This is a genomic window from Yoonia sediminilitoris (genome assembly GCF_003058085.1).
Lineage (GTDB): Bacteria > Pseudomonadota > Alphaproteobacteria > Rhodobacterales > Rhodobacteraceae > Yoonia > Yoonia sediminilitoris.
Genome location: NZ_QBUD01000001.1, coordinates 991,446 through 1,005,979, shown reverse-complemented (window position 1 = coordinate 1,005,979; position 14,534 = coordinate 991,446). Strand labels below are relative to the sequence as shown.

The 14,534-nt window shown below is 56.6% G+C and carries 15 protein-coding genes; 4 read left to right on the top strand and 11 right to left on the bottom strand.

Going from position 1 to position 14,534, the window contains the following annotated elements:
* Nucleotides 1-83: 83 nt before the first annotated feature.
* On the top strand, nucleotides 84-1,061 hold the full coding sequence (locus C8N45_RS04960; RefSeq protein ID WP_108385033.1) for a calcium/sodium antiporter: 978 nt from the start codon (nucleotides 84-86) through the stop codon (nucleotides 1,059-1,061).
* Between the two features lie 44 nt (nucleotides 1,062-1,105).
* Complete coding sequence (gnd, locus tag C8N45_RS04955; protein ID WP_108385032.1) at nucleotides 1,106-2,506, top strand: NADP-dependent phosphogluconate dehydrogenase; 1,401 nt, start codon at nucleotides 1,106-1,108, stop codon at nucleotides 2,504-2,506.
* A 43-nt stretch (nucleotides 2,507-2,549) separates the two neighbouring features.
* On the opposite strand, the gene phoB is transcribed toward gnd, so the two are convergent.
* The 7 genes from phoB to C8N45_RS04920 all read right to left on the bottom strand — a co-directional run bounded on the left by phoB (nucleotide 2,550) and on the right by C8N45_RS04920 (nucleotide 9,519).
* The gene (gene phoB, locus C8N45_RS04950) at nucleotides 2,550-3,236 is read right to left on the bottom strand and encodes a phosphate regulon transcriptional regulator PhoB (protein WP_108385031.1); all 687 of its coding nucleotides are present in this window, start codon (nucleotides 3,234-3,236) and stop codon (nucleotides 2,550-2,552) included.
* 6 nt (nucleotides 3,237-3,242) lie between these two features.
* A complete protein-coding gene (gene phoU, locus C8N45_RS04945) occupies nucleotides 3,243-3,950 on the bottom strand; it encodes a phosphate signaling complex protein PhoU (protein ID WP_108385179.1) in 708 nt (235 codons plus the stop codon).
* Nucleotides 3,951-3,963: 13 nt separating this feature from the next.
* Nucleotides 3,964-4,725: a phosphate ABC transporter ATP-binding protein PstB gene (gene pstB, locus C8N45_RS04940; RefSeq protein ID WP_108385178.1), complete on the bottom strand. Its 762-nt coding sequence runs from the start codon at nucleotides 4,723-4,725 to the stop codon at nucleotides 3,964-3,966.
* 48 nt (nucleotides 4,726-4,773) lie between these two features.
* Nucleotides 4,774-6,093, bottom strand: a complete 1,320-nt coding sequence (gene pstA, locus C8N45_RS04935) for a phosphate ABC transporter permease PstA (RefSeq protein WP_108385030.1) — start codon at nucleotides 6,091-6,093, stop codon at nucleotides 4,774-4,776.
* Entirely contained in the window at nucleotides 6,090-7,292 is a 1,203-nt protein-coding gene (pstC, locus tag C8N45_RS04930; protein ID WP_108385029.1) for a phosphate ABC transporter permease subunit PstC, read from the bottom strand. Before pstC ends, pstA begins: the two co-directional genes overlap by 4 nt.
* 63 nt (nucleotides 7,293-7,355) lie before the next feature.
* The gene (locus tag C8N45_RS04925) at nucleotides 7,356-8,390 is read right to left on the bottom strand and encodes a substrate-binding domain-containing protein (protein ID WP_108385028.1); all 1,035 of its coding nucleotides are present in this window, start codon (nucleotides 8,388-8,390) and stop codon (nucleotides 7,356-7,358) included.
* A 115-nt stretch (nucleotides 8,391-8,505) separates the two neighbouring features.
* The gene (locus C8N45_RS04920; RefSeq protein WP_108385177.1) at nucleotides 8,506-9,519 is read right to left on the bottom strand and encodes a sensor histidine kinase; all 1,014 of its coding nucleotides are present in this window, start codon (nucleotides 9,517-9,519) and stop codon (nucleotides 8,506-8,508) included.
* Nucleotides 9,520-9,684: 165 nt separating this feature from the next.
* Here C8N45_RS04920 and C8N45_RS04915 point away from each other — a divergent pair, with 165 nt between their 5' ends.
* Nucleotides 9,685-10,086, top strand: coding sequence for a hypothetical protein (locus C8N45_RS04915; RefSeq protein WP_108385027.1), 402 nt, complete (start codon nucleotides 9,685-9,687; stop codon nucleotides 10,084-10,086).
* 16 nt (nucleotides 10,087-10,102) lie between these two features.
* On the opposite strand, the gene C8N45_RS04910 is transcribed toward C8N45_RS04915, so the two are convergent.
* The 3 genes from C8N45_RS04910 to C8N45_RS04900 are packed head-to-tail and all read right to left on the bottom strand — an operon-like array spanning nucleotide 10,103 to nucleotide 12,153.
* Entirely contained in the window at nucleotides 10,103-10,624 is a 522-nt protein-coding gene (locus C8N45_RS04910; protein ID WP_108385026.1) for a gamma carbonic anhydrase family protein, read from the bottom strand.
* Nucleotides 10,621-11,259, bottom strand: a complete 639-nt coding sequence (gene gmk, locus C8N45_RS04905; protein WP_108385025.1) for a guanylate kinase — start codon at nucleotides 11,257-11,259, stop codon at nucleotides 10,621-10,623. The genes C8N45_RS04910 and gmk overlap by 4 nt, the downstream gene beginning before the upstream one ends.
* Nucleotides 11,260-11,262: 3 nt before the next feature.
* On the bottom strand, nucleotides 11,263-12,153 hold the full coding sequence (locus C8N45_RS04900; RefSeq protein WP_108385176.1) for a YicC/YloC family endoribonuclease: 891 nt from the start codon (nucleotides 12,151-12,153) through the stop codon (nucleotides 11,263-11,265).
* A gap of 196 nt (nucleotides 12,154-12,349) precedes the next feature.
* Between C8N45_RS04900 and C8N45_RS04895 the strand changes: the two genes are divergently transcribed.
* Nucleotides 12,350-12,991, top strand: a complete 642-nt coding sequence (locus tag C8N45_RS04895; protein ID WP_108385175.1) for a PAS domain-containing protein — start codon at nucleotides 12,350-12,352, stop codon at nucleotides 12,989-12,991.
* Nucleotides 12,992-13,116: 125 nt separating this feature from the next.
* On the opposite strand, the gene C8N45_RS04890 is transcribed toward C8N45_RS04895, so the two are convergent.
* Nucleotides 13,117-14,487: a class II 3-deoxy-7-phosphoheptulonate synthase gene (locus C8N45_RS04890; RefSeq protein ID WP_108385174.1), complete on the bottom strand. Its 1,371-nt coding sequence runs from the start codon at nucleotides 14,485-14,487 to the stop codon at nucleotides 13,117-13,119.
* Nucleotides 14,488-14,534 lie beyond the last annotated feature (47 nt).

Genomic DNA, 14,534 nt, shown 5'->3' with positions numbered 1-14,534 from the left:
TTGCCTCGCTTGCGCGCTAGGTCCTTGCAGAACAGTCGCGCTGGCACAGGCCCGCGCGCACATTTGACCGGGAAAGAACACACTTGGAATTGCCTCATTACGACCTGTTTGTACTGGCCGCAGGGGCCATTCTGTTCGGCCTATTTCTATTGATCAAAGGTGGGGATTGGACCATTGACGCCGCGGTTTTCATGGCCGAACGGACGGGGCTGTCGCCGCTATTCATCGGGGCTACGATCGTGTCGTTCGGGACATCCGTGCCAGAGCTTTTTGCCTCTGTGAACGCGAATCTGCAAGGGTTTCCCGGTATTGCGCTGGGCAACGTTCTGGGGTCGAATATTGCCAACATTCTGCTGGTGCTTGGGGCCACGGCCTTTGTCTACAAGATCGAGGGCAAACCAAAGGATCTGATTAAGGATCTGGCCATGATGCTGCTTGCGACCGCACTATTGGTGGTGGGTATGCTTTCGGGCCAGATTACGACTGTCTTGGCGCTTGGGATGTTTGTGATTTTGGCGTCTTTCGTAACCTACCAGTACCTAACCAACAGCATTGTGCTGGAAGAAGAGGATGACGACGACGCAGCCGGTCATATCCAGACAATGGGTGCGGCTGTCCTGTTTTTGCTGGGCGGACTTCTGGCGCTGGCGGTCGGGGCCGAAATGCTGGTCAAAGGAGCTGTTGTTTCAGGCACAATCATCGGTGTGCCCGATGCGATTATCGGCATGACGGTTGTGGCATTCGGCACATCGCTTCCCGAATTGTCCACCTGTGTGGCGGCGGCGCGCAAGCGGTCTGTCGGTCTGATCCTTGGCAACATCATCGGATCGAACACATTCAACATTCTGTCTATCGTCGCACTGACCGCACTCATCAAACCCCTTGACGTCGTCCCCGAGTTGGCCGGTTTCCAGATGTGGGCAACCGTTGCCATCAGTGTGGCCTTTGCCGTGTGGATGCTTGTCGTCGGCAAAGTTACCAAACGTGTCGGCGGGTTGATGGTGGTCGCTTATGCGGTATTTATCGCCGGACAATATGTGGCGCCAAAACTGCTGGGCTGATGCCCCGCAGGACCGCCACTATCAAGCACAAAGGACCACGACAGATGAGCAAAGCAGAGATTGGATTGATTGGCTTGGGCACGATGGGTGCGGCACTCGCTCTCAATATTGCTGACAACGGCTTTGACATCGCTGTCTGGAACCGGACAACAGAGAAAACAAAGCAGTTTCATGCGGATGCTGGTGCGCTTGCAGACAGGATCACCCCGACAGAGTCGCTGGAAGAGCTTGTGGCCGCCATTGCAAAACCTCGTGCCATTATCCTGATGGTGCCTGCGGGACGGGCGGTTGATGACCAGATCACAGCCCTGCGCGCCCTTTTGGATGATGACGACCTGATCATTGACGCGGGCAACGCCAACTTTCACGACACCAACCGCCGCGCCCGTGACGCGGGCGACCTCCCCTTTCTGGGGATCGGCGTGTCGGGTGGCGAAGAAGGCGCACGTTTTGGCCCGTCGATCATGGGCGGCGGCAAGCGCGCCTATTGGGACCGTGTGGCCCATATCCTGACTGCGATTTCCGCCAAACACGAAGGCACCCCCTGCGCCACATGGATGGGCGAAGAAGGGGCCGGGCATTTCGTCAAGGCGGTCCACAACGGGATCGAATATGCAGACATGCAGATGATCGCCGAAACCTACGGGATCATGCGCGACGGTCTGGATATGACGGATGCACAAATAGCCGACGTTTTTGCCAAATGGGACAAGGGCCCGCTCAAATCCTACCTGATCGAGATTTCAGGAAAAGTAGCAGGCGCAATCGACCCCAAAACCAACAAGCCGATGCTTGACGTCATTGTTGATGCCGCAGGCCAGAAGGGCACTGGGCGGTGGACCGTGATCGAAGCGCAGCATCTCGCCGCCCCGGTACCCGCGATAGAAGCCGCAGTCGTCGCGCGCAACCTGTCGTCACAGCGGGACATGCGTGCCAAGGGCGAGGGTCTGTTCGGCACCGCCCCGCACCATATCCCGCACGACAATCTGGGCACCGAAACGCTGGAAAGCGCGCTCATTGCCGGGAAAATCCTGTGTTACGCGCAAGGATTTGATATGATTTCGAAAGCGTCCGAGGCGTTTGGCTGGGCGCTGCCCCTGCCCGCGATTGCCAAGGTCTGGCGCGAAGGCTGCATTATCAGGTCTGCGATGCTGGATGATATGGCGGATGCGCTCGCCACCGATGCGGACGGCAATCTGATGTTTGCCCCGCATTTTGCCGACCATCTCAAACAGCATCATGGCGCGCTTCGGCAGGTGGTCGCCCAAGCCGCACTGCACGGCATCGCCCTGCCCGCGCTGTCATCGGGGCTGGCATATTTCGACGCAATGCGCACGGCCCGCGGTACCGCCAACATGATCCAAGGCCAGCGCGATTTCTTTGGCGCGCACGGGTTTGAGCGCATAGACGGCGGATCAGACCAACATGGGCCATGGGGGAGTTGATCGGGGATGGATCAAGATCCATCTTACGGTCTGGTATCGGGCGTTACCCCAGCGCGTAACCTGCGCCCCTGACCGTCCTGACCGGGTCGTTGCCTCCATGCTGGGTCAACACCTTGCGCAGGCGCCCGACATGCACATCTACCGTGCGCGTATCGACATAAATGTCCCGGCCCCAAACCCGGTCAAGCAGCATATCGCGTGACCAGACCCGCCCCGGCTTTTCCATGAAGGTTGTGAGCAGGCGAAATTCCGTCGGCCCCAGCTTGAGGGGGTGATCTGCTCGTGTGACCCGGTGGGTCTCTGCATCAAGCACGATATCATCATAGGTCAGCAGCTGCCCCACGGTCGAGGGGCGCGCCCGCCGCAGCTGGCTGCGCACCCGTGCCATCAATTCGGAAACGGAATATGGTTTGACAACATAATCATCCGCGCCCATTTCAAGGCCCCGCACCTTGTCGACCTCTTCGGAGCGTGCAGACAACATGATGATAGGGATGTTGCGTGTCTCGGGCCTGATCTTGATCCGGCGGCAAACCTCGATGCCCGAAAGATGCGGCATCATCCAGTCAAGCACGATCACGTCGGGGGCTTCTTCATCAACACATAACAACCCTTCTTCGCCATTCTCGGCGCGGGTCACACGAAACCCTTCGGCCTCAAGGTTGTAGGCAAGCACTTCGCGCTGGGCCGCTTCGTCTTCGACGATCAGGACATGCGGTTGCGGTGCCATAGCGTGTTACTCCGGATCTGTGACAAATGGCGTCTTGTCACCCTTTGGCCGGGCTTCTTCGGGCATTTCGCCGGTGACAAGATAGATGATCTGTTCTGACATGTTGGTCGTCAGATCGCCCATCCGTTCGATGTTCTTGGCCATGAAATGCAGATGCATGCAGGCGGTGATGTTGCGCGGGTCTTCCATCATGAAGGTAAGGAATTCGCGAAACAGCGCATTGTACATCTGGTCCACTTCCTGATCACGCTGGCGCACATCCTCGGCGAGGTCGGCATCATAGCGCATGTAGGCGTCCAGCGTGTCCTTCAGCATCGCTTGCACTTCGCGGGCCATCCGGCGCAGGGCGACGTCCGCACCGCTGACGGGTGGCATGTCCACGACCGCGCTGGTGCGCTTGGCGATATTCTTGGCGTAGTCCCCGATCCTTTCCAGCGATGCTGCCAGCCGCAGCACCGTCAACAAAGCCCGCAGATCCTTGGACACCGGTGCACGCAGCGCGATGGTGCGGGCCGCATCTTCGTTGATCTGCAACTCAAGAGCGTCGATGACCTTGTCGGCTTTGCGAACCTTTTCGGCCAGCTCAAGGTCACGGTCCGCCAGCGATTGTGCGGCTAGCAGAATCGCTTCTTCGACCAATCCACCCATCTTCATAATCAGGGTAGTGATCGCTTCAAGGTCGCGGTCGTAGGCCGAGGAAATATGTTGATCAATCATTATGTTGCTCCTACCCGATCCGGCCAGAGATGTAACTTTCGGTACGCGGGTCTTCCGGGTTGGTGAAAATCTTGTCGGTCTCGTCATATTCGACGAGATTGCCCAGATGGAAAAAGGCGGTCTTCTGGCTGACACGGGCGGCTTGCTGCATTGAGTGGGTGACAATCACCACCGAAAAGCTTTGGCGCAATTCGTCAATCAGTTCTTCGACCTGCGCTGTGGCAATGGGGTCAAGCGCCGAGCAGGGTTCGTCCATCAAAAGCACCTCTGGCGAGGTCGCGATCGCGCGCGCGATACAAAGCCGCTGCTGTTGGCCACCAGACAAGCCGGTGCCGGGGGCTGCAAGCCTGTCTTTGGCTTCGTTCCAAAGGGCTGCCTTGCGCAACGATTTTTCAACGATTTCGTCCAGTTCCGCCTTGTTGCGGGCGAGGCCATGGATTTTTGGGCCGTAGGCCACATTGTCATAGATCGACTTGGGGAACGGGTTTGGCTTTTGAAACACCATGCCCACTTTGGCGCGCAACTGCACCGGGTCCACCTTGGGATCATAGATGTCTTCGCCGTCAATGCGTATGTCACCTTCGACCCGGCAGATATCAATCGTGTCATTCATCCGGTTCAAACAGCGCAAGAAAGTGGATTTGCCGCAACCTGACGGGCCGATGAATGCCGTCACCGTCTTGTCCGCAATATCGACATTGACGTCTTTGATGGCCTGGTTGTCGCCGTAGTACACCTGTACGTTCCTGGCGGTGATCTTGTTATCTTGCATTGTGCCTACTGTTCGGTCTGAATGATATTTGATGTCTAGCATAGCCTGTTACCACCGCCGCTCAAACTTGCGGCGCAAATAGATCGCGACCGCGTTCATAATCAGGAGAAACACAAGCAATGTGATGACGGCCGCGAAGGCGCGTTCAAAGAATGCCGGATCAGACCGTTGTGTCCAGTTGTAAACCTGCACTGGCAAGGCTGTTGCAGCCTCCCCAAACAGGCCAGATTCGGATGTATAGGCAGCCGGATATTCACGCACGAACGCAACCATCCCGATCAACAAGAGTGGCGCGGTTTCGCCCAAAGCTTGCGCCAGCCCGATGATCGTGCCGGTCAGGATGCCCGGGGCCGCCAGAGGCAGGACATGGTGAAAGACCGATTGCATCTTGGAAGCGCCCACACCCAGTGCCGCGTCCCGTATGGACGGAGGCACGGATTTGAGGGCCGCCCGCGTCGAGATGATGATCGTGGGTAGCGTCATCAATGTCAGCACCAGACCACCAACCAAAGGCGACGACTGGTTCAGTTCCATGAAGTTGATGAAAATCGCCAGCCCGAGGATACCAAAAACAATCGACGGCACAGCAGCAAGGTTCGAGATATTCACCTCGATCAGGTCGGTCCAGCGGTTTCTGGGCGCGAATTCCTCCAGATAAATCGACGAGGCAACACCGATCGGCAAGGCCAAACACAAGACCACCGCCATCATATAAAGAGAACCGAGGATCGCCACGCCCAGCCCTGCCGCCTCTGGCCGCTGGTCAGACGCATCAGGCAAGACAAAGAAATTCCAGTTGAATTTTGTTTCGATCACGCCGGCGTCTTTGAGTTCCTGCGCCAACACTAAAGCCTCGGGCGAGGTGTTCTGATCCAGAGCCGCTGACTCTGCTGTCACCCGGCCTTTGAAATACCCGTCAATCCGGCCCGAAGCGAGCAGATCAAAGCGCACGGTTGTGCCCACAAGCTCCGGGTTGGCCAGCACCCTGTTGCGCACGGTCGCAGCCGCCTCTTTTGAGATCATTTTACCGACGTCCTTGTCGCTTAGGTCGGTGGTCAAACCGAGCGCCGCAACCTGCGCCACCAACGCATCACGCAAAATAGGCGCGTAGCCGATTGTCGTGACTTTCGACATGACCTCCAGATCGCGGGTGCCGGATTTGTCCAACCGCGCCTCGGGTAACTGCACATCCAACGCGATATAGGTTTGCTGGAACGCACCCAATCCACTGCTCAGCACGGAACCCAACAGGAAAACGAGCGAAACCATCGCGATGCAAATTGCCCCAAGCCCGTAGGCTTTGAAGCGCTTTTCAGCCGCATTGCGCTTTTTGGTGCGCGCGTCGGTGGTGAGCAAAGAGGTCGTCATTCGTACTGCTCCCGATATCTGCGCACAATGAACAGCGCAAAGACGTTCAATCCCAACGTGATCACAAACAGCGTCAGGCCCAACGCGAAGGCCACAAGCGTTTCAGGGCTGGCAAAATCAGTGTCGCCGGTCAACTGGCTCACGATTTTGACGGTGACTGTGGTCATCGCTTCAAACGGGTTCAGCGACAGGCGGGCCGCCGCCCCTGCCCCAAGAACAACGATCATCGTCTCGCCAATCGCACGAGACGCGGCCAGCAGGACAGCACCAATCACGCCGGGCAAGGCGGCGGGAATGACAACCTGCCGAATGGTCTCTGACTTGGTGGCCCCCAGACCAAGCGATCCATCGCGCATGGACTGTGGGACAGCGTTGATGATGTCATCCGACAATGAACTGACAAAAGGGATCAACATGATCCCCATCACAAGGCCCGCTGTCATGACTGACGACGCGCTCTGCCCCAGCCCCATCGGTTCGGCAAAGTAATCGCGCAGCGCAGGTCCGACGATAAACAGCGCAAAGAGCCCGTAAACAATCGTGGGGATACCTGCCAGCACCTCAATCGCCGGTTTCGCGACCGACCGCATTCGTGGGCCCGCATATTCCGACAGGTAGATCGCAGCAAACAACCCGATTGGCACAGCAAAAGCCAGCGCGATAAAGCTGATGTAAAGTGTCCCCCACAGCAAAGGCAGAATACCAAGGTCAGAATTGCCACGGAAGTTCGGCGACCATGTGGTCGAGAAAAAGAAATTACGCCAGTCGTATTGCCCAAAGAAGTTGTATGTTTCGAACAGCATGGAAAAGACAATGCCGACAGTCGTCATAATCGCGATGGTTGAGGCAAAGATCAGCAGTCCCAAGATCCACCGTTCTGCAAGTGTTCTGGCCCGACGATCCTGCTTGATACCGATCAATGACGTGGCAAATCCAGTCACCGCCAAGCCAATGACCACAAAGCCAAAAAACCATGACCCCTGTCCGCCGGTCAGCCGCAGATAAAGGGAAATCAAAAGGATCGCGGCCAACGCAGGCACACTGGTTGACAGCACCGTGTTCAGCGCATGTTGCCGTGGCAAGGATACCAGTGTGCGGATGTCGCCCCCCGCAACCTTCATGGCGCGGGATTTTGCAATGAAATAACCTGCTACAGCGAGGCCGGTAATCACCAGAAGTAATGGCGTCAGCGATTGCATGGCGAAAACCCTTGTTCGTGTCAGCCAAGGGGCGCCCGTTCGGGCACCCTTTGGCTATTGGTGTTAGCTGCCGGAGCCCATTGTCACTTCGTCAGCCACAGTTTCCTGCACTTCTATCAACGCGGGATCAGACACAAGACCATACTCGGCCAATGGGCCATCTGGGCCAGCAATGTCGTCAGAGACAAAGAATTCTGCGAATTCCTTGACACCGGGGACAACGCCGATGTGTGCCGCCTTGATGTAGAAGTAAAGCGGACGGGACACAGGGTAATCACCTGCGGCGATGGTTTCAGTGGTTGGGACAACATCTGCCATGGTCGCGACCTGCAACTTGTCCGTGTTGTTTTCATAGAATGCCAGACCAAAGACACCGATTCCGTTCGTATCGGCCTGAATCCGGGCGAGTGTTTCGGTATAGTCGCCATCGATATCGACAGAACGACCATCGGTGCGGATCGCCATGCATTTCCCTTCGGCAGTGTCCTCATCAACGCCCGCGTCCAGCATCGCCTGAAAGAAGCCACCTTCCTCGCAACCAGCGAGGATCACCTTTTCTTCGAACACCTCACGAGTGCCGTGCTTGGTGCCGGGGATGAAAGCCTGAATCGGCTGGTCAGGGAAAGCAGGGTTCACTTCGTTCCAGTTGGTGAAAGTGTTCGGAACCAGTTCACCATCGATGAAGTGCTCGTTGGCAAGCGCCTTGTACCAATCTTCTGGTGTGAATTCGAAAGCGTTGCCGTTGATGTCGGAAGCAAAGACAATTCCGTCATAGCCAATACGAACTTCGATGATGTCAGTGACGCCAGCAGCGGCACAGGCTTCAACCTCTGACGATTTGATCGCGCGTGACGCGTTGGCAATATCAATGGTGTTTTCGCCAACACCTTCGCAAAAGCGCTTGAGGCCCGCAGATGAACCACCGGATTCGATAACGGGTGTCGGGAAGTCGAAGTTTTCGCCAAAGACTTCTGCAACGATCGACGCATATGGCAACACAGTCGAAGACCCTGCGACCTGTACGTTGTCACGGGCTGTTGCGGCGGTTGCCATGAGGGCCGCAGCTGCAGTTGTGGCAGTCAGTTTCATGAGCGACATCAGATTACTCCTGTTGTGTCTAACATCAGCAACGCGCGAGCCGCGTTACCGTTGTGGCCCACCTATTGGCCCGACACCACGCTTTTGTGACAGTTATGTAAATGTTTTATGACAGTCAGTGTGACGGCAAAAAAACAGACACCTGCGTGCCCTGTCCAAGGGTGCTTTCAATAGTCAATTTCCCCCTGTGCCGGTTGACGATGTGCTTGACAATCGCCAGCCCGAGGCCGGTGCCGCCAACAGCCCGCGATCTGTGATTATCGACGCGGTAGAACCGCTCTGTCAGGCGGGCAAGGTGATGTTCGGCGATTCCCTCGCCACTGTCTGATACGCAGATCCGCACGCCATTGGCGCGCAACTTTGTCTGCATCTGCGCCGCATCCAGCACAACGGACAAAACGCCCCCGCGCGCACCATATTTCAAACCATTTTCAATGAGGTTGGCAAAGACCTGAGCCAACTGGCCTGCATCGCCAGGTATCGTCTGGGTGGCGTCCGGGACCGAGAGCGAGACAGTCACACCTGCCGCCGACGCCTGCGGCTCAAGGCCTTTGATCACGGATGCCAGCACCCCGCCAAGGTCCACAGGCTCCAACGGGCGGACCCGCGCATCACTTTCAACCCTGCTGAGCGACAAAAGATCATCAACGAGCCGGGTCATTCGGTTCGCTTCATGCGCCATGATCTGAAGAAAACGATCGCGGGCGGCCGGGTCATCGCGCGCAGCACCTGTCAGTGTTTCGATGAACCCCAGCAGCGCCGTAAGAGGGGTGCGCAATTCATGGCTGACGTTGGCCACAAAATCACGGCGCATTTGGCCTGCGTCTTCTGCGGCGGACTGATCTTCGAAGGACAGGACCACGCAATCACCGGCGGGCGCCACTTTGACGTCGTAGACGGTATCTTTGCTGCCGTCCCGTAAAAAGTAACGGGTCTGGACCGGCGGACCACCGGCAAGCACTGACGCAATTGCATCTGCAACTGCGGGCTGGCGCAAGGTTGTGATGTAATGCTTGCCCAACTGGCCCGCACCGACAAGTGCCGCAAACGGGTCATTCATCGCAACCAAACGCTCGTCAGGACCAACAACAAGGGTTGGCGCCGCCAATGCATGGACCAGCGATGTCATCGTCTTGATTTCCAAAGTCTTACACAGCTCCAAATTATTAACAGTCTGTGTCAATTTGTCCGAACAAGAAATAAATCTTTAAGCATTAGGAACATTACCGTTAATCTCCGCGTTGTCTCAATAAGTGACAAACGAACAGAGCAAAAATACGAGATTGGGTGACGGATGTCAGGTTATGCGCGGCAGGACCTTGAGCGACCCCTTTCCTTTCATCTGGAAGGATTAACGAATACCACAGTGGTGATCGGGGATATTGCGCGTTGGAAAGCCGAAGGGCGAAATGTGCAGGCACTCAATGGTTTCCATTTCATAGATATTGATGAATTGACCCCGGAGCTTCTGGAGAAGCAAAAGGCCGATATGATATTGTCGCCGTTGGTCGCACATAATTTCGATGCCGTTGATGTGGTGTCAAAGCTGATCGAACTGGAATTCCGCGGCAAATATCGCGCGGTGTCCGATGATATCCCAGATTCTGAAATCATCAGAAAAGAGGTTCAGCTATTCGCGCCAGAGATTGATTTCGACTTGCTTTTGATGCCCAATCCAGAGCTGGGCTTCAACTGACGCCATCTGCACTGGCTCAAATGGCCTTCAGGTCCTTTCGGAATCTTGCGGCATTCTGCTGGTAGTTCAGTGCAGATGCCCTGAGCGCATTGATCGCAGCCTCGTCCAATTCACGCACCACCTTACCGGGAGCGCCCATCACCAATGAACCATAGGGGATTTGTTTGCCTTCGGTAATCAGCGCTCCGGCCCCGATCAGGCAATTTTCCCCAATCACGGCACCGTTCAGAACAGTAGCCCCCATCCCGATCAGGCTGTTGTTGCCAATCGTGCAACCATGCAGCATGGCCTTGTGACCAATGGTGCATCCGGTCCCTATGGTCAGCGGATAGCCCATATCTGTATGCAACACTGCGTTTTCCTGAATATTGCTCCCCTCGCCCACATCGATCAGTTCGTTGTCTCCTCGCAGGGTACTGCCAAACCAGACCGACGCAAGCGGCCCCAGCCTGACCCGGCCAATGATATGACAGCCCGGCGCAACCCATGCGTCGTCGGCCACCTCGGGGGTCCTGTTACCCAGCATATAAAGTGTCATGGTCTGTCTCCAAACTCTGATTGCAGCTTGCGCACGTGGTCGACCAGATGCGGCTGTTGCGGCCGGCGCAGCCGTTCGGCGGCGATGATCGTCTTGAGCCTGTCCTCGGTCGTGTCCAGATCATCATTCACCAATACGTAATCATACCCGTCCCAATGGCTGATTTCATCCCAGCTTTTTTGCATCCGCTTCTCAATCACTTCAGGGGCATCCTGACCACGGCTGACCAGCCTGCGGTGCAACTCTTTGATGGACGGCGGCAGAATGAAGATCGACAGCACATGCTCTTGCAGGTCAGAGTTCTTGATCTGCTGTGCACCTTGCCAGTCGATATCAAAAAGCACGTCACGGCCGCTTTCGATCGCGGTTTTGACAGGGCCCTTGGGGGATCCGTAGTAGTTTTCGAACACCCGTGCATGTTCCAGCATGTCACCTGCGGCGACCTGATCCTGAAAGTCGGCAACGCTGGAAAAGTAATAGTCCTGGCCGTTCACTTCGCCCGGACGGGGGGCGCGGGTCGTGGCTGACACGGAAAATTGCAGCGTGTCGTCCCATTGGCGCAACCGGCCCGCAAGCGTGGATTTCCCCGCCCCCGATGGTGACGACAGGATAATCAAAAGACCACGACGGGACATGCGTTACTCCACATTTTGAATTTGTTCGCGCATCTGGTCGATCACAGCCTTGAGATCAAGACCAATGGCGGTGAGCGGCGCCGACTGCGCCTTGGCACACAACGTATTGGCTTCCCGGTTGAATTCCTGTGCAAGAAAATCCAGTTTGCGGCCTGCGGGTGATCCGTTTGACAATAAGTCACGTGCCGCCGCAACATGCGCCCCGAGCCTGTCGATTTCCTCTGTCACGTCCGATTTTACAGCCAACAGGGCAAGCTCCTGTGCGACGCGGGATTCTTCGATCTCGGCCACATCTTCCAGCACCCGACGCAATGCCCGCGTCAGGTTTTCCCTGACCTGCGGGCCCCGGTCTGCGGCAGCGCCGGAGGCGGCCGCTGTCAGCGTCTCGATCTGCGAAAGTTGATCCAGCAAGACGGCATGGAGCGCGTCGCCTTCGGCCTCGCGCATCTTGATGAAATCCGCAATCAGCGGCGTAATGTCGGCGATGAGTGCCGCTGCAAGCGCCTGTGATTGGTCATCCGATTTGGCGGGAACAAGCACACCGCGCTGCGACAGGACGTCAGCCGCAGTGGGCTGGCCCAACGTCACACCCATCGCAAATGCCCGTTCCTGTACCGCATCCAACGCGCGCAGCACGCTATCAAGTTGCTGTTCGTCCAAGGCATAGGTGCCGCCGGTTTCTTCGCGGGACAGGCGCAGGTTGACGGTAATATTGCCCCGAGCCAGCGACTTTGAAAGCGCGGCACGCAAAGCGGCCTCCAACCCTTCGATACCTTCGGGCAGACGCAAACGCAGATCCAGGCCGCGCGCATTCACACCCCGCATTTCCCATGCCCAGGTGATCGTGCCCATCGCACCCGTCCTGCTGGCAAATGCTGTCATCGAGTTCGTCATCATGACCTCGTCACTGTCGTTGCGCCTGTGCTGTTATGGTAGAATCCCGACCATGCGCAACCTTTGGCTCTCTACCCGAATTAACCCATTAATACTTTGTTAAGTGAACTCGTGAGTAATGTTTGTTAAAAACTCTTTAAAGATACAAATTGGTTTTGCATCAAATGATGCACCCACAGCGAAAGTTGAGGTCGAAATGAAGATCGTCGAAGATAACCCGCAGCGCCGCAAAGCTGACCTGCCCGGAGTAGGCAATCCAACGCTTGAAAGCCTCGAGCGTTATTGGAGAGCCCTGCGTCATGCACAGTCGGTGCCATCACGCAATGACATCGAGCCCAGCCAGATTGATGCAGCCCTGCCCCATGCTTTCATTTTGCAGCGGGTCGCACCGGGGATTGCCCGCATGCGTGTCGCTGGCCAAAGCCTGCATGACCTGCTCAAGATGGATGCCCGTGGCATGCCACTCAGCACCTTCTTTGACCCAAGTGCACGTGACGAAATCGCCAAGCTGGTCGAAGCCGCCTTTTCCGAACCTGCAATCATCAGCGTTCCACTGAATTCTCAGGGGTCACTGATCCGGTCGCATTTGACCGGCACGATGCTGTTGCTGCCGTTACGCGACGACAAGGGCGAAACAACCCGCATCCTTGGGGCGATCGTGACAGAAGGAGAGGCAGGTTCACGCCCACGTCGGTTCGAAATCACCAAAGGCGCGCGTATTCGCCATGAAACGCTTGGACTGCAACTGGCCAGCGTTCAGCCTCTTGTCCACAAAAGCCCGGAGCCTGCAACAGAACGCAAGGCGCCTTTCCTGAGACTGGTTGTGAACAACGGCTAAAGTGACCTCACGGTAAAATGCTGTGTGGTGCACTGTACGCGATCAGGGCGCTTGATACCAAATACATGTTTCACAATGAAAAAAGGCCGCTGCAAAGCGGCCTTTTCTTGCTGTGATCGTTGGAATTATCCAGCTTTTGCCTGCAACATCGATGTCCGGCGCGCGGACAGTTCTTCAGAGACCAAAAACGCCAGCTCCAGAGATTGTGACGCATTCAGCCGCGGGTCACAGGCGGTATGGTAACGGTCTGACAGGTCCTCGTCCGTAACGGCGCGCACGCCACCGGTACATTCAGTCACGTCCTTCCCCGTCATTTCGAAATGAACCCCACCAGGGACAGTGCCTTCGGCATTATGCACAGCAAAGAATTCCTTGACCTCACGCAGCACGCTTTCAAAAGGACGCGTCTTGTAGCCCGTGGATGACTTGATCGTGTTGCCATGCATCGCGTCACAGGTCCACACCACATTGGCACCCTCTTCTTGCACGGCCTTGATCAGACGTGGCAGATGCTCGCCCACTGACCCCGCGCCGAAACGGGAGATCAAGGTCAACCGGCCTGCTTCATTGTCGGGGTTCAGGCTGGCCATCAGCGATTTGAGATGCCCGGAGGTCATGCTTGGCCCGCATTTCAGGCCAATCGGGTTTTGCACACCCTTGCAGAATTCCACATGGGCACCGTCAGGCTGGCGTGTGCGGTCGCCGATCCAGATCATATGCCCGGACCCGGCCAGCCACTTGCCTGACGTCGAATCAAGCCGGCAAAGCGCCTCTTCATACTCCAGCAACAAGGCTTCGTGGCTGGTGTAGAAATCGACGGTCTGCAACTCGTGGTTATGATCCGTGCTCAGTCCCGCAGCCTGCATGAAATCAAGCGTGTCGCTGATTCGTGCCGCCATTTCGCTGTATTTGCTGACTTCATTCATATCGGTAAAGCCCAGCGTCCACTTATGGACATCATGCACATTGGCATAGCCACCGGTCGAAAAGGCGCGCAACAGGTTCAGTGTCGCAGCGGCCTGCAAATAGGCCTGCAACATCCGCTCGGGGTCGGGAATCCGGCTGTCAGGCGTGAAATCAAAGCCGTTGATGATATCGCCGCGGTAGCTTGGCAGTTCCACGCCATCCACCGTTTCAGTCGGGGCAGAGCGTGGCTTGGCCATCTGGCCTGCCATACGTCCGACCTTCACAACAGGCACTTTCGCACCATAGGTCAGAACCATCGCCATTTGCAGCATGACCTTGAACGTATCCCGGATGCTGTCGGCACCAAACTCGGCAAAGCTTTCGGCACAATCGCCACCTTGCAGCAAGAACGCCTCGCCACGGCTGACGGCAGCCAGTTCCGCTTTCAGCTTGCGTGCTTCGCCTGCGAACACGAGGGGTGGATAACTGGCGAGACGCGCTTCAACAGCGCTGAGGGCGGCTGCATCAGTATAGTCAGGCATCTGCACCCGCGGCTTGTTGCGCCAGTCAGATTTTTGCCAGTCGGTCATTGTCATGCTCCATATCAGTTAGGACAGCGGGGTTAACGCTATCGTAG

Bases quoted from the DNA above. Each gene is read 5' to 3' on its own strand.
- pstC (WP_108385029.1), bottom strand. From the start codon at position 7,292: ATGCAATCGCTGACGCCATTACTTCTGGTGATTACCGGCCTCGCTGTA.
- pstA (WP_108385030.1), bottom strand. From the start codon at position 6,093: ATGACGACCTCTTTGCTCACCACCGACGCGCGCACCAAAAAGCGCAAT.
- gmk (WP_108385025.1), bottom strand. From the start codon at position 11,259: ATGTCCCGTCGTGGTCTTTTGATTATCCTGTCGTCACCATCGGGGGCG.
- C8N45_RS04895 (WP_108385175.1), top strand. From the start codon at position 12,350: ATGAAGATCGTCGAAGATAACCCGCAGCGCCGCAAAGCTGACCTGCCC.
- pstB (WP_108385178.1), bottom strand. From the start codon at position 4,725: ATGCAAGATAACAAGATCACCGCCAGGAACGTACAGGTGTACTACGGC.
- C8N45_RS04920 (WP_108385177.1), bottom strand. From the start codon at position 9,519: ATGACATCGCTGGTCCATGCATTGGCGGCGCCAACCCTTGTTGTTGGT.
- C8N45_RS04900 (WP_108385176.1), bottom strand. From the start codon at position 12,153: ATGACGAACTCGATGACAGCATTTGCCAGCAGGACGGGTGCGATGGGC.
- C8N45_RS04915 (WP_108385027.1), top strand. From the start codon at position 9,685: ATGTCAGGTTATGCGCGGCAGGACCTTGAGCGACCCCTTTCCTTTCAT.
- gnd (WP_108385032.1), top strand. From the start codon at position 1,106: ATGAGCAAAGCAGAGATTGGATTGATTGGCTTGGGCACGATGGGTGCG.
- C8N45_RS04890 (WP_108385174.1), bottom strand. From the start codon at position 14,487: ATGACCGACTGGCAAAAATCTGACTGGCGCAACAAGCCGCGGGTGCAG.
- C8N45_RS04925 (WP_108385028.1), bottom strand. From the start codon at position 8,390: ATGTCGCTCATGAAACTGACTGCCACAACTGCAGCTGCGGCCCTCATG.
- C8N45_RS04910 (WP_108385026.1), bottom strand. From the start codon at position 10,624: ATGACACTTTATATGCTGGGTAACAGGACCCCCGAGGTGGCCGACGAC.
- phoB (WP_108385031.1), bottom strand. From the start codon at position 3,236: ATGGCACCGCAACCGCATGTCCTGATCGTCGAAGACGAAGCGGCCCAG.